At 50.4% G+C, this 13,638-nt stretch carries 11 protein-coding genes and 1 pseudogene; 2 read left to right on the forward strand and 10 right to left on the reverse strand.

The features are described 5' to 3' along the window. Nucleotides 1-202: 202 nt before the first annotated feature. From fbaA to epd, 3 genes are all read right to left on the reverse strand, one after another. Entirely contained in the window at nt 203-1,282 is a 1,080-nt protein-coding gene (gene fbaA, locus A7090_RS16605) for a class II fructose-bisphosphate aldolase (RefSeq protein ID WP_105274854.1), read from the reverse strand. Between the two features lie 142 nt (nt 1,283-1,424). After that, entirely contained in the window at nt 1,425-2,588 is a 1,164-nt protein-coding gene (gene pgk, locus A7090_RS16610; protein WP_000111269.1) for a phosphoglycerate kinase, read from the reverse strand. Between the two features lie 49 nt (nt 2,589-2,637). Next, a complete protein-coding gene (epd, locus tag A7090_RS16615; RefSeq protein ID WP_105274855.1) occupies nt 2,638-3,657 on the reverse strand; it encodes an erythrose-4-phosphate dehydrogenase in 1,020 nt (339 codons plus the stop codon). 393 nt (nt 3,658-4,050) lie between these two features. Here epd and A7090_RS26200 point away from each other — a divergent pair. Continuing rightward, nucleotides 4,051-4,277: pseudogene (locus A7090_RS26200) on the forward strand (ABC transporter ATP-binding protein); the annotation flags it as partial. On the opposite strand, the gene A7090_RS16625 reads toward A7090_RS26200, so the two are convergent. From A7090_RS16625 to cmtB, 6 genes are read right to left on the reverse strand one after another with little or no spacing between them, the layout of a single operon-like run. Next, a complete protein-coding gene (locus A7090_RS16625; protein WP_105274856.1) occupies nt 4,249-4,962 on the reverse strand; it encodes a nucleoside/nucleotide kinase family protein in 714 nt (237 codons plus the stop codon). The pseudogene A7090_RS26200 and the gene A7090_RS16625 sit on opposite strands and share 29 nt — an antisense overlap. Continuing rightward, nucleotides 4,959-5,468, reverse strand: coding sequence for a fumarase E (fumE, locus tag A7090_RS16630; protein WP_105274857.1), 510 nt, complete (start codon nt 5,466-5,468; stop codon nt 4,959-4,961). Before fumE ends, A7090_RS16625 begins: the two co-directional genes overlap by 4 nt. A gap of 21 nt (nt 5,469-5,489) precedes the next feature. Next, nucleotides 5,490-6,455 carry a class II fructose-bisphosphatase gene (glpX, locus tag A7090_RS16635; protein WP_105274858.1) on the reverse strand — a complete coding sequence of 322 codons (966 nt, stop codon included), beginning with the start codon at nt 6,453-6,455 and terminating at the stop codon, nt 5,490-5,492. After that, nucleotides 6,452-7,729 carry a zinc-binding dehydrogenase gene (locus A7090_RS16640; RefSeq protein WP_105274859.1) on the reverse strand — a complete coding sequence of 426 codons (1,278 nt, stop codon included), beginning with the start codon at nt 7,727-7,729 and terminating at the stop codon, nt 6,452-6,454. The genes glpX and A7090_RS16640 overlap by 4 nt, the downstream gene beginning before the upstream one ends. 14 nt (nt 7,730-7,743) lie before the next feature. Beyond that, nucleotides 7,744-9,132 carry a PTS mannitol transporter subunit IICB gene (cmtA, locus tag A7090_RS16645; protein WP_105274860.1) on the reverse strand — a complete coding sequence of 463 codons (1,389 nt, stop codon included), beginning with the start codon at nt 9,130-9,132 and terminating at the stop codon, nt 7,744-7,746. A 27-nt stretch (nt 9,133-9,159) separates the two neighbouring features. Beyond that, on the reverse strand, nt 9,160-9,603 hold the full coding sequence (gene cmtB, locus A7090_RS16650) for a PTS mannitol transporter subunit IIA (RefSeq protein ID WP_105274861.1): 444 nt from the start codon (nt 9,601-9,603) through the stop codon (nt 9,160-9,162). A 375-nt stretch (nt 9,604-9,978) separates the two neighbouring features. On the opposite strand from cmtB, the gene A7090_RS16655 reads away from it, so the two are divergent. Further along, nucleotides 9,979-10,887 (forward strand): prohibitin family protein, encoded by a 909-nt coding sequence (locus A7090_RS16655; protein ID WP_105274862.1) that lies wholly within the window; start codon nt 9,979-9,981, stop codon nt 10,885-10,887. Between the two features lie 569 nt (nt 10,888-11,456). On the opposite strand, the gene tkt is transcribed toward A7090_RS16655, so the two are convergent. Continuing rightward, nucleotides 11,457-13,448, reverse strand: a complete 1,992-nt coding sequence (gene tkt, locus A7090_RS16660; RefSeq protein ID WP_105274863.1) for a transketolase — start codon at nt 13,446-13,448, stop codon at nt 11,457-11,459. Nucleotides 13,449-13,638 lie beyond the last annotated feature (190 nt).

Raw genomic sequence — 13,638 nt, forward strand, 5'->3', positions numbered from 1 at the left:
GAGCGGGCCTCAGACAGATAACAATGTGCGATTTATCATGCCGGATGCGGCGTGAACGCCTTACCCTGCCTACAAAAACCCGCAAATTCAGTATATTGCAGGATACGTGTAGGCCTGATAAGCGTAGCGCATCAGGCAATTTTGCTTTTGGTGAAAAAAAAGACCCGCAGAGCGGGCCTTGAGATAAGCAGAAAGGAATGACTTACAGAACGTCGATCGCGTTCAGTTCCTGGAATGCTTTTTCCAGACGAGCGATCATCGAAGTCTGACCGGCACGCAGCCATACGCGCGGATCGTAGTATTTCTTGTTCGGCTGATCTTCGCCTTTCGGGTTACCCAGCTGACCCTGCAGATAAGCTTCGTTCGCTTTGTAGTAGTTCAGAACGCCTTCCCAGGTTGCCCATTGGGTATCGGTATCAATGTTCATTTTCACTACGCCGTAGCTTACGGAGTCTTTGATTTCCTGAGCAGTAGAACCGGAACCACCGTGGAATACGAAGTTCAGGCTGTTGTGCGGCAGGTTGTGTTTCTTAGAAACATATTCCTGAGAGTCGCGCAGGATGGTCGGAGTCAGAACCACGTTACCCGGCTTGTAAACACCGTGTACGTTACCGAAGGAAGCTGCAATGGTGAAACGCGGGCTGATTTTGCTCAGCTCGGTGTATGCGTAATCAACGTCTTCCGGCTGGGTGTACAGTGCAGAAGCATCCATGTGGCTGTTGTCCACACCGTCTTCTTCACCACCGGTGCAACCCAGTTCGATTTCCAGAGTCATGCCGATTTTGGACATACGCTCCAGGTATTTAGAGCAGATTTCGATGTTCTCTTGCAGAGATTCTTCAGACAGGTCGATCATGTGAGAAGAGAACAGCGGCTTACCGGTAGCTGCAAAGTGTTTTTCACCCGCGTCCAGCAGACCGTCGATCCACGGCAGCAGTTTTTTCGCGCAGTGGTCAGTGTGCAGGATCACCGGAACACCATAATGTTCAGCCATCTGGTGAACGTGATGCGCACCAGAGATCGCGCCCAGGATAGCAACACCCTGCGGAACGTCAGATTTCACGCCTTTACCAGCGATAAAGGAAGCACCACCGTTGGAGAACTGAACGATAACCGGCGCTTTAACTTTAGCAGCGGTTTCCAGTACGGCGTTGATAGAGTCAGTACCGACGCAGTTTACTGCTGGCAGTGCGAAGTTGTTTTCTTTTGCAACCTGGAAAACTTTCTGTACGTCATCACCAGTGATTACGCCTGGTTTTACGAAATCAAAAATCTTAGACATATCTCTTGTCCTGTATCGTCGGGTCTTATACTCGTCATACTTCAATTTGCATGTGCTGCGTCTTGAATTATTTAGAGTATGAAAAATTGCGTGCTCTGAAAGCGCGCTGAAACAAGGGCAGGTTTCACTGCCCTGTGATTTTTTACTTCTTAGCGCGCTCTTCGAGCATCGCTACTGCAGGCAGTACTTTACCTTCCACGAATTCGAGGAATGCGCCGCCGCCAGTGGAGATGTAGGAAATTTTGTCAGCAATACCGAACAGGTCGATTGCCGCCAGAGTGTCGCCGCCGCCAGCGATGGAGAACGCTTCGCTGTCTGCGATAGCGTTAGCCACGATTTCAGTACCTTTGCGGAAGTTCGGGAATTCGAACACGCCAACCGGACCGTTCCACAGAATGGTTTTCGCATTCTTCAGGATTTCAGCCAGTTCCTGAGCGGAAGCGTCGCCGATATCCAGGATCTGCTCGTCAGCTTTCACATCGTTAACAGATTTCAGGGTAGCCGGTGCAGTTTCAGAGAATTCCGTTGCTACGCGAACATCAGACGGAACCGGAATGTTGCAGGTGGTCAGCAGACGTTTTGCTTCGTCAACCAGATCAGCTTCGTACAGGGATTTACCCACATCGTGGCCTTGTGCCGCGATAAAGGTGTTAGCAATACCACCACCCACGATCAGCTGGTCAGCGATTTTAGACAGGGAGTCCAGAACGGTCAGTTTGGTAGAAACTTTAGAACCACCAACGATAGCCACCATCGGGCGAGCTGGTTCTTTCAGTGCTTTACCCAGCGCGTCCAGTTCAGCTGCCAGCAGCGGGCCTGCGCACGCAACGTCAGCGAATTTACCAATACCGTGAGTAGAAGCCTGCGCGCGGTGAGCAGTACCAAATGCGTCCATTACGAACACGTCACACAGTGCAGCGTATTTTTTGGACAGGGTTTCGTCGTCTTTCTTCTCGCCTTTGTTGAAGCGAACGTTTTCCAGAACAACCAGCTCACCTTCAGCAACGTCAACGCCGTCGAGGTAATCTTTAACCAGACGAACCGGGTTAGACAGTTTATCTTTCAGGTAGTTAACAACCGGCAGCAGAGAGAATTCTTCGTTGTACTCGCCTTCGGTAGGACGACCCAGGTGGGAAGTTACCATCACTTTTGCGCCTTGTTTCAGGGCCAGTTCGATGGTTGGCAGAGAAGCACGGATACGCGCGTCGCTGGTTACTTTCCCGTCTTTTACTGGTACGTTCAGATCCGCACGGATAAATACACGTTTCCCAGCAAGATCCAGATCGGTCATCTTAATTACAGACATGGTGAATCCTCTCGTTGATTCTAAAAGTTTTGCAGACGCTGCTTGCGTCTTACCTGAAAGCAACAGAAGCCATAGCTAACGTCGTGTCGAGCATTCGGTTAGCAAAGCCCCATTCGTTATCGCACCAGACCAACGTTTTGATCAGGTGTGCGCCACTGACCCGGGTTTGGGTGCCATCGACAATAGCACTGTGCGGATCGTGGTTAAAATCTACAGAGACCAACGGCAATTCCGTATAGTCAACTATACCATGAAATGCACCTTGTGCTGCTTTTTGCAGCAACAGGTTGACTTCATTGGCTTTTACAGGTTTCTTCACCGTCACGCTTAAATCGATTGCCGTCACATTAATGGTCGGAACACGTACCGCAATCGCTTCAAAGCGATCGTTAAATTGCGGAAAAAATCGCGTGATACCCGCAGCCAGTTTAGTATCGACCGGAATGATCGACTGGCTGGCTGCCCGGGTGCGACGCAGGTCAGGATGGTATGCATCAATAACCTGTTGATCGTGCATGGCAGAGTGAATTGTGGTCACCGTGCCGGACTCAATACCGTACGCATCATCCAACAATTTAATGACAGGAATTATGCAATTCGTGGTACAGGAAGCGTTAGATACGATGCGGTGTTCCGCACGAAGTTGATCCTGATTGACGCCGTAAACCACGGTCGCGTCAAGATCGTTACTGCCAGGATGTGAAAAGAGCACTTTTTTGGCCCCAGCGGCAATATGCGCTTCGCCATGCTCGCGGGAACCATATACGCCGGTGCAGTCGAGAACCACATCGACACCAAGTTCGCGCCAGGGGAGCGATTGCAGTGAACGTTCATGCAATACGCGGATGGCGTCATCACCAACAAAAAGTTGATCGCGTTCCTGTCGTACTTCCCATGCAAAACGGCCATGGCTGGTGTCATATTTCAACAAATGCGCCATGCCCGCAGCATCTGCCAGTTCGTTGATTGCCACCACGGTAATTTCCGCCCGGCGTCCGGATTCATACAAAGCACGAACCACATTACGCCCGATGCGACCGAAGCCATTTATCGCTACGCGTACGGTCATAGATCTCCTGCAAGGTTTTCCCTGAGCAAATTTGCCAGACAGAGTAATCCAGCAAATCGTCCGGGGAAACCTTACCTGTCGCAAACTGCGACTGATTGGTTAATTGTCGAACATTTAATCGACTGAAACGCTTCAGCTAGAATAAGCGAAACGAGGAATAAAAGGAATGTTTGTCCAGTCAAAGAAGACAATTATCTGACTTATGTCACATTTCTGAACCTGATACGTTGGCATTTATTCCACTTTGCAGAATCACGAATAAGCGTAGCAAAATCTTTTCGTTGTGCCGTTACAACCCCTGATTTATATCGGAATATGACCGATGCAGCGTCGATACTATCCGCAATACGTCCGAGTTTCGGAGTACGTCAATGATGACACTGCCCTACACTTATGGTTGTCGTCACCAGTCTGGACGCCCTCTCTCTACCACCATTACTACTGGACGAGCCAAGTCGGGATTTTGACGAAAGCTGGCTGGAAAAGTGCCGCCAGCAAGATACGAACGTGGTAGCAATCAGTCATGACGCCGAGTTTATCCGGCGTCATTTTCCCGCCTTGCATGACGGGAAGACGGCACAGAGAGAGACGTTAATCAGCCAGACGATATTCACCCGTAGCGGTCATCATTAAGGTCAAATTTGCAGGCAGACTCTCTTCAAGCACCCGGCGAACATTCGGCCCGTCGGTACGGTCATAAAAGGCTTCTGCGTCTGCCAGCGATAGCCCTCCCGCCAGCTTGCGCCCCACCAGCCGTTTTCGCAACGCAGTTGCTGGCGCGTTGATAAAGATCGAAAAATCACAAAATTGCGCAAGCTGGCACCACTTCTCGTCGTCCAGCAACAACCAGTTTCCTTCGACGATAACGAGTGGTGCGGTAACGTGCAACGCATCTTCTACCGGATCATGCTTTTGTCGATCGTACTGCGGCCACGTACAATCCCCTTCCATTACCTGGCGCAGATTTTCGGCCAGTTTCGCCACATCGAATGTCTCTGGTGCGCCTTTGAAGGGACGCAATTGATGCGCATCCAGCCAGCTATTGTAATGGTGAAAACCATCCATCGGGAGCGTCTGAATAGCGGGCAGTTCAGGGTCTTGTTGCGCGAGATATTCCCAGAAGGTGGTTAGGGTAGATTTCCCCGTCCCCGGTGGAGCGCAAAGAAAAACCACCGTACGCCTCTGCGGATTTACCGTCTGTAAGGCCGCCAGCATACGCAGCAACGGTTTATGCACATTTTCAATCTCTTCGCTCTGGTACTGCGCCTGCACCTTCAGCCCATTCACCGTTAATTCAATTTTCACGGCGTTAATTCCTTTAAGGTTGTCGTTACTGCCAGCGTCAGCGCCGTTTTGACCATCCCGGTAAAACGCGCCTCTGACCAGACGGCAAAATCGGCGAATTTCATCGCTTTTAACGCGTCATAGAGCATCGCATTGCGGGTTATGCTATTGACGTTGCTGATAAAATCCCAGGTCATGTCATCGGCAAACCCGGGCATTTCATCCTGTTCGTTCAGGTAATGCCAGAGCTGGGAAAAATGCGTGATATCGGCGTACAGCCATTTATCCATTTTCCCCAGCGCATAAATCAAACGCAGCGCAACATCAATATCGTCAAGCGGGCCACTTTGGGCGAGTAACGGCTTCACTGCATATTCCACGATCTCTTCATCGTTATCGACAAACAGCGACGGCAGAAACTGGCGTATCCCCTGGAGCAAAATGGTATGCGCAGTTTTCATAAATGAAAATAAATTGTCCTGTGCATCCAGTTGCTCAAGCACATCATCTTCTGTCAGCGTCGCCATTCGTCTTCCGATAGATCACCATCAATGCAGGGAGTCTATTATATTACACGTTTGGTCCGCGCCGCCGATCAGTAATGTCTGCGTCCGCACCCCATTCGCCGTCTGTTGGATACCGTTCACCAACTCGCCGCCCGTCACACCCGTGGCGCTAAAGAGAATATCTTTGCCTTTCACCAGTTCGTCGAGCGTGTACACACGGTTCACTTCAACGCCCATTTCCCGACAACGCCGGCGTTCCTGTTCTGCCACCTGGCGATTTTCCGTGTAATCCCCTTTGGCCTGACAAAAATCAATCAGCTCAGCCTGCATATCCCCACCTAATGCTTTAACAGCACAGGCAGAAATCACGCCCTCGGGCGCACCGCCGATGGTGTACATCACGTCGAAAGGATTATCCTGCCAGCAGGTCAGCACGCTGGCGGCGACATCACCGTCCGGCAGGGCGAAAACTTTCACCCCCAGCTGCGTTGCTTCCTCAATCGCGGCACGAAGACGAGGTTTATCCAGCGTAACCATGCGTAACCGCTCCAGCGGTTTGCCTAACGCTTTCGCCACGTTACGCAAGTTTTCTGCTAGGGGCAAAGATAGATCAATCGTCCCGGAAGCCAGTCGATTAACAACCAGCTTTTTCATATACATATCGGGCGCGTGTAGCAGGCTACCTCGTGGTGCGAAGGCCATGACCGCCAGTGCATTACTCTGCCCCATCGCCACCATCCGGGTGCCTTCAATCGGGTCAACCGCGATATCGACTTCTGGCCCATCGCCTTTGCCCACCTCTTCGCCAATCCACAGCATCGGCGCATGGTCAATTTCCCCCTCGCCGATAACCACTCGCCCACGAAAAGCGACGTCGTTTAATGCCTGCCGCATCGCAGTGACCGCCAGGCCATCAATTTTATTTTTGTCGCCACATCCGGTTTGCGGCCAGGCAGCCAACGCTGCCTGTTCCGTAACGCGAAATAATGGCCACGCCAGGGACATCATTGCGCGGCCTCCCCAATATCAACGCCAAATTGCGCCAGCAGATATTTCTCGGCCTGCTCATTCCAGATACCGTGCGTTTCTTCAACCAGCCGCGCCAGTTCTTTAAACAGCGGATCGGTTTTGCCTTTTTCGGCAAAATCAGCAATGGCGGTGAGAGGCATGGTGACACCGTTGTAAATGAGCTTTTTACCGCCGGGGATATCCGGCAGATTGAGCACGGTATCTGGCACCGCATCCAGCCCACCAATATGCGTCACCATAAACGACGGCTGCAACTGCCCCGTGGCACTTAGCGCAATTGCCTCTTTCATATCGTCCGTTGAACCGCCGGATGTACCGACGACGTGCGAACTGTTGTAATGGACGTTGTAGAAATTAAACGGCACTTTGAAGTTTTTATCCGTCGGCCCGGCAAAGAAGTTCAGGCAGCCATCTTCTGCCAGCAACTCATCGGCCATCTCAACAACCGAAGACACCGCAGCATAGACAAAAATGTCATCGAATCCGGCGTCATCTGTAAGTGCGCGTAGTGTCTGTACCGGATCGTCCATCCCTTTGGTATTCACATACACCAGCTCAATACCTTTACTGGCCGCCAGCTCCACCGGCAGCAGTTTCTGTACCTGCGCCAGGCGTTTGTCGTCGATATCCACCACCACTACCCGCGACGGTTGTATACCGCCGTTAATGGCATAATCGATAGCGCCAATCCCCATCGGGCCTGCACACGCCAGCAGCGCAATATTGCCACCAGGTTTGACACCCATGCGATGCTCATAAACATATTGCGTGGTGTGATAATTGGCATGATAAGCGCCAATAATGCAGCACATAGGCTCTGCCAGCGATGCCGCAGCAAAATAAGAGCCGTGATACGGTAATACGCAACCCAGGTTAATGGCGATCTCGGGAATAATCATATAGGTGGCATTACCGCCGAAATATTCGTAGCTGTATCCCGCAGAATATCCGCTTGGTAACCCCATCGCCGGTTGCAATACAAAACGTTGGCCTTTTTTATATTTGTCGGTGAGATTCTTACCCACTTCGACAATAACCCCGGCACATTCATGCCCGGTAATTACCGGATGATTTTCTAAATCGTCAGGCACCCGTTTATGTTCGCTACCCAGTAACGCCGCTTTCCAGGTCGATAAACAGACGCTGTCAGAAATTACACTCACCAACAGTTCATTATCGGTAATTTCGGGCAGTTCAAATTCGCGCAGACGGACATCCCGCTTGCCATAAATAGCAGCAACTTTGGTTTTCATTTTTACCTCGGCAATCAGTTTTTATGTTCAGCGGTTAATTGATTAAATAAAGTATCGAGTTTTGGATCGCCAATATAGTTATTAATCAATACCAGCGGCTTATCCGTCACTCTTTTAACTCGTCCTTCCAGGCTGGCGTGAGTAACAACGATATCGGCATCAGCAGGTACGTTTTCTATGGCGTAGTGTTTAACTTCAATTGCCAGTCCCGCTTTTTCCAGACGTTTACGGAAGGTGGTTGCCCCCATCGCGCTGGAGCCCATACCGGCATCACAAACGAAGGCAATACGCTTAACACGGCTTAACGAAAACGCGCCTTCTTGTTTCATCGCCTTAACCGCATTGGCTGACTGGGCAAACTCATCTTCATTGTCAGTTTCCACCGCTTTGTCCATCTTCAGTATCAAGGAAGTAATGGCAAAGGACACCAGGGTTCCTACCGTAACACCGGCAATAGTCGCCAGGAATGATCCTTTCGGCGTCAGCGCCAGATAAGCAAAGATAGAACCAGGACTTGGGCCAGCAACCAAACCGCCATCCAGTAAATTGAAAATCCAGGTGCCAGACATACCGCCTGCAATCATAGAGATAATGGTCAACGGCTTCATCAACACATACGGGAAGTACAATTCGTGGATACCGCCCAAGAAGTGAATAATCATCGCGCCAGGCGCAGAGCGTTTACTCATCCCCTTACCAAACAAAGTAAATGCCAGCAGTAGTCCTAAACCCGGCCCAGGGTTTGACGCCACCATGAAGAAGATGGATTTGCCGTTAACCGATGCCTGCTGCATCCCTAATGGGTAATAGACACCCTGATCTATCGCATTATTGAGGAAAAGTACTTTCGCAGGTTCATTGATTACCGACAGTAATGGTAAATAACCCGCATGTACCAGTGCCTCAATACACTCTTTAACAAACGTATTGGCAATTAATACCGCTGGGCCGATGACTTCAAAGCCCAACAGACAGAGAATCATCCCAGCTATACCTAATGAGAAGTTATTGATAACCATCTCAAAACCGGCAGGGATTCGCTTTTCCAGTGCCTTATCGATGTATTTAATGACCAGACCACCCAGTGGCCCCATAATCATCGAGCCGAGGAACATAGGAATATCTGCGCCAACGATAACGCCAATAGTACCGATTCCCCCCATTACCGCACCGCGTTTACCGCCGATCAAATGACCGCCAGTAGAACCAATCATCATGGGTAATAAATAGGTAATCATCGGGCCGACAATTTTGGCGAAATGTTCATTCGGCAGCCAACCGGTGGGAATAAATAATGCAGTAATAAAACCCCAGGCAATAAAAGCACCGATATTGGGGATGACCATTGCAGTCAAAAATCCCCCAAAAGCCTGGACCTTTGCACGAGCAGACTTGTTTTCCATAATATTATCCTGTAGAGGAGAGAGTTATTATCCGCGGCTGATAATGTCCGCTAATTGTTTTTCTGATGATGCTGTTAAGAGTTTTTCGAGTATTTCTTCTTCGCACAGTAATTCACTCAATGCCTGAATAGCACCAATGTGCGAATCGGCATCGGCAGCAGAAAGACCGATTAATAATTTGATTGGCTCGTCATTTTCCGGGAAATAAACTGGCCGATTGAGTAACGTCAGTGACATCCCGGTTTTAAGCGCCCCACATTCTGGTCGCGCATGAGGCATTGCCACGCCAGGTGCAAGAATATAATAAGGACCATTGCTGATAGTCGAATCTTTAATGGCCTGGATATACTTCTCGTTGACATAGTTTATTGCTAACAGTGATGCCATCGAAAAATCGATAGCTTCTTGCCAGTCTTTTGCTGCATGAATAACTGAGATTGATGACTCTGGAAAATAATCTATAAGCCGCATAAATCATCCTTATTTTATTCTTAGGGTACCGTCCAGCGGTGAAAATAAAATACTCGTGCGGTTTAATGAAAGCAATTGAGTACGCGAGAAGAAAAAAACCACAAAGCAAAATAATAAAATGTTAAATAACAATAACATGAGATTTGCATTTTAAAAGTCAACTTTGTATTTGAGATGCATATCACAAAATAAGCATATTATTAGTTTATGTGTTTGTTATGCATGTCACAATTTATATATTGAAAGTCCGAAAACACACTTATTTAACTCAATATTTTTGCTCGCCACCTTTATAGATTCTGAATTCTCACCTGTCGGCTGTTTTCTCCTCACCTCATGTGACATATTCCCACGTTTTACTCAAGGAAGATTCTCATGAAAGCACCTGTTTCAATAACCTCATTCCGTCCACAAAAATCTATTGCTATCGCCATTGGCGTGCTTGCCGCGGTTGTGCTGCCATTTCTCTCGTATTACACCGTTAATGAAGGCGAACGCGGCATTTTGCTGCGCTACGGAAAAATCGTAAAAGTTGCCGATCCGGGGCTGGGTTTTAAGATCCCGTTTATGGAAAGCGTGGAGAAAATATCCACACGTAATCAAGCTGTGGTCTATCAGGGATTACAGGCCTACAGCCGCGATCAGCAACCAGCACAAATGACAGTATCAGTCAGCTTCCACATTAAACCTTCAGAAGCAGGCGCGGTTTATACCACCTACAACACCATTGAAGCATTAAAAGATCGTCTGATTGTCCGTCAGTTGCCAACTCAACTGGAGAACGTTTTCGGCCAATATACCGCCATCAGCGCCGTACAGGATCGAACAAAACTGGTTCAGGATCTACAAAATGCCATGCGCAAAGCCGTTGTTGGGCCAGTGGTAATTGACGGTGTCCAGATTGAAAACATTGATTTTTCTGACGCTTATGAAAAGTCGATTGAAGACCGAATGAAAGCAGAAGTCGCCATTGCCACACGTAAGCAAAATCTGGAAACAGAGAAAATCCAGGCACAAATTGCAGTAACTCAGGCCCAGGCAGAAGCAGACAGTAAACTGGCGGCAGCCAAAGCAGAAGCAGAGACCATTCGCGTAAGAGGCGCGGCCGAGGCTGAAACTATTCGTTTAAAAAGTGCTGCAGAAGCTGAAGCTATCCGTTTACGAGGAGAAGCTCTGCGGGATAATCCGGGTCTTGTAGCCCTCACCACTGCCGAACGTTGGGACGGAAAATTGCCTGATACCATGATCCCCGGCAGTACAGTTCCGTTTATCTCCACCAAGTAAAAAAGGGCTGCTTTCGCGGCACCTGGGGCTGATGGCAAAGGCAAAACTGCCTGATGCGCTACGCTTATCAGGCCTACATACTTCCTGCAATATTTTTGAATTTGCACGCTCCTGTAGGTCGGATAAGGCGTTCACGCCGCATCCGACATGCACAACGCGCACTTTGCCAATAAATCAGAAGGGCTGCTTTCGCGGCCCCTGGGGCTGATGACAAAGGCAAAACGGCCTGATGCGCTACGCTTATCAGGCCTACATACTTCCTGCAATATTTTGAATTTGCACGATCCTGTATCTCGGATAAGGCGTTCACGCCGCATCCGACATACACAACGCGCACTTTACCAATAAATCAGAAGGGCTGCTTTCGCGGCCCCTGGGGCTGATGGCAAAGGCAAAACTGCCTGATGCGCTACGCTTATCAGGCCTACATACTTCCTGCAATATTTGAATTTGCACGATCCTGTAGGTCGGATAAGGCGTTCACGCCGCATCCGACATGAACAACGCGCACTTTGCCAATAAATCAGAAGGGCCGCTCTCGCGGCCCTTCTCACAAAACGTCTTACTGATTACAGCAACGCTTTTGCTTTCGCAACAACGTTGTCAACGGTGAAGCCGAACTCTTCGAACAGTTGCTCGGCAGGAGCAGATTCACCGAAGGTGGTCATACCGATAATGGCACCGTTCAGGCCAACATATTTGTACCAGTAGTCAGCAATACCCGCTTCCACCGCAACGCGTGCAGTAACCGCTTTCGGCAGTACAGACTCACGGTAAGCCGCGTCCTGCTTGTCGAATGCGTCGGTAGACGGCATGGAAACCACGCGCGCTTTCACGCCTTCAGCAGTCAGTTTTTCGTATGCCGCTACAGCCAGTTCAACTTCAGAACCAGTGGCGATGAAGATCAGTTCCGGCTGACCGCCACAGTCTTTCAGCACATAACCACCGCGCGCGATGTTTGCCAGCTGCTCTTCAGTACGTTCCTGCTGCGCCAGATTCTGACGGGAGAGGATCAGCGCGGTCGGGCCGTCCTGACGCTCAACACCGTATTTCCACGCGACCGCGGATTCAACCTGGTCACACGGACGCCATGTAGACATGTTCGGGGTCACGCGCAGAGAAGCGACCTGCTCTACCGGCTGGTGAGTCGGGCCATCTTCACCCAGACCGATGGAGTCGTGGGTGTAAACCATCACCTGACGCTGTTTCATCAGCGCAGCCATACGTACGGCGTTACGTGCGTATTCGACAAACATCAGGAAGGTGGAGGTGTACGGCAGGAAGCCACCATGCAGGGAGATACCGTTAGCAATCGCGGTCATACCGAACTCGCGAACACCGTAGTGGATATAGTTACCCGCAGCATCTTCGTTGATAGCCTTAGAACCAGACCACAGGGTCAGGTTAGACGGCGCCAGGTCGGCAGAGCCGCCGAGGAATTCTGGCAGCAGCGGACCGAACGCTTCGATAGCATTCTGAGACGCTTTACGGCTGGCGATTTTCGCCGGATTAGCCTGCAGTTTAGCGATGAACTCTTTCGCTTTCGCGTCGAAGTCAGACGGCATTTCACCGTTCATACGACGAGTAAATTCAGCCGCTTCCTGCGGATAAGCTTTCGCGTAAGCCGCGAATTTCTCGTTCCATGCGGATTCTTTCGCCTGGCCTGCTTCTTTTGCATCCCACTGAGCATAAATTTCAGACGGGATTTCGAACGGCGCGTATTTCCAGCCCAGTTGTTCGCGGGTCAGGGCAATTTCAGCGTCGCCCAGCGGTGCACCGTGGGAGTCGTGAGTACCGGCTTTGTTCGGCGAACCGAAACCGATGATAGTTTTGCACATCAGCAGGGACGGTTTATCAGTCACTGCGCGCGCTTCTTCTACTGCGCGTTTAATGGATGCTGCGTCATGACCGTCGATGTCGCGAATAACGTGCCAGCCGTAGGCTTCGAAACGCATTGCAGTGTCGTCGGTGAACCAGCCTTCAACGTGACCATCGATAGAGATACCGTTGTCATCGTAGAACGCAATCAGTTTGCCAAGCGCGAGCGTACCCGCCAGAGAGCAAACTTCGTGGGAGATGCCTTCCATCATGCAGCCGTCGCCCATGAAGGCGTAGGTGTAGTGGTCGACAATATCGTGACCCGGACGGTTAAACTGCGCCGCCAGCGTTTTTTCTGCAATCGCCATACCGACTGCGTTGGCAATACCCTGCCCCAGCGGACCGGTGGTGGTTTCCACACCTGCGGTATAACCCACTTCCGGGTGGCCCGGCGTTTTGGAATGCAACTGACGGAAGTTTTTCAGTTCTTCCATCGGCAGATCGTAACCGGTGAGGTGCAGCAGGCTGTAGATCAGCATGGAGCCGTGGCCGTTGGACAGCACGAAGCGGTCACGGTCAGCCCAGGACGGATTCTGCGGGTTGTGTTTCAGGAAATCACGCCACAGGACTTCGGCAATGTCAGCCATACCCATTGGGGCACCCGGGTGACCGGATTTGGCTTTCTGTACTGCGTCCATGCTCAGCGCACGAATAGCATTGGCAAGCTCTTTACGTGAGGACATTTTGACTCCAGATCGGATGATGAAGGGCACGCCCTTAACGACTTGACGACAGCGCGTTTTGGGCTACGCCGGAAAATTTGCCAACAATTTACCGCAAGCCACGCGTCATGTACATGGAACATCCTTTTGCCGCTTCAGAAATCTCTGGATCATGCTCGCATGTTACGCAATCTGCTCGCCCGTCCGCTGC

The organism is Escherichia sp. MOD1-EC7003 (assembly GCF_002965065.1).
Taxonomy (GTDB): domain Bacteria; phylum Pseudomonadota; class Gammaproteobacteria; order Enterobacterales; family Enterobacteriaceae; genus Escherichia.

Bases quoted from the DNA above. Each gene is read 5' to 3' on its own strand.
- A7090_RS16655 (WP_105274862.1), top strand. From the start codon at position 9,979: ATGAAAGCACCTGTTTCAATAACCTCATTCCGTCCACAAAAATCTATT.
- pgk (WP_000111269.1), bottom strand. From the start codon at position 2,588: ATGTCTGTAATTAAGATGACCGATCTGGATCTTGCTGGGAAACGTGTA.
- epd (WP_105274855.1), bottom strand. From the start codon at position 3,657: ATGACCGTACGCGTAGCGATAAATGGCTTCGGTCGCATCGGGCGTAAT.
- fbaA (WP_105274854.1), bottom strand. From the start codon at position 1,282: ATGTCTAAGATTTTTGATTTCGTAAAACCAGGCGTAATCACTGGTGAT.
- glpX (WP_105274858.1), bottom strand. From the start codon at position 6,455: ATGATGTCCCTGGCGTGGCCATTATTTCGCGTTACGGAACAGGCAGCG.
- A7090_RS16640 (WP_105274859.1), bottom strand. From the start codon at position 7,729: ATGAAAACCAAAGTTGCTGCTATTTATGGCAAGCGGGATGTCCGTCTG.
- tkt (WP_105274863.1), bottom strand. From the start codon at position 13,448: ATGTCCTCACGTAAAGAGCTTGCCAATGCTATTCGTGCGCTGAGCATG.
- cmtA (WP_105274860.1), bottom strand. From the start codon at position 9,132: ATGGAAAACAAGTCTGCTCGTGCAAAGGTCCAGGCTTTTGGGGGATTT.
- fumE (WP_105274857.1), bottom strand. From the start codon at position 5,468: ATGGCGACGCTGACAGAAGATGATGTGCTTGAGCAACTGGATGCACAG.
- cmtB (WP_105274861.1), bottom strand. From the start codon at position 9,603: ATGCGGCTTATAGATTATTTTCCAGAGTCATCAATCTCAGTTATTCAT.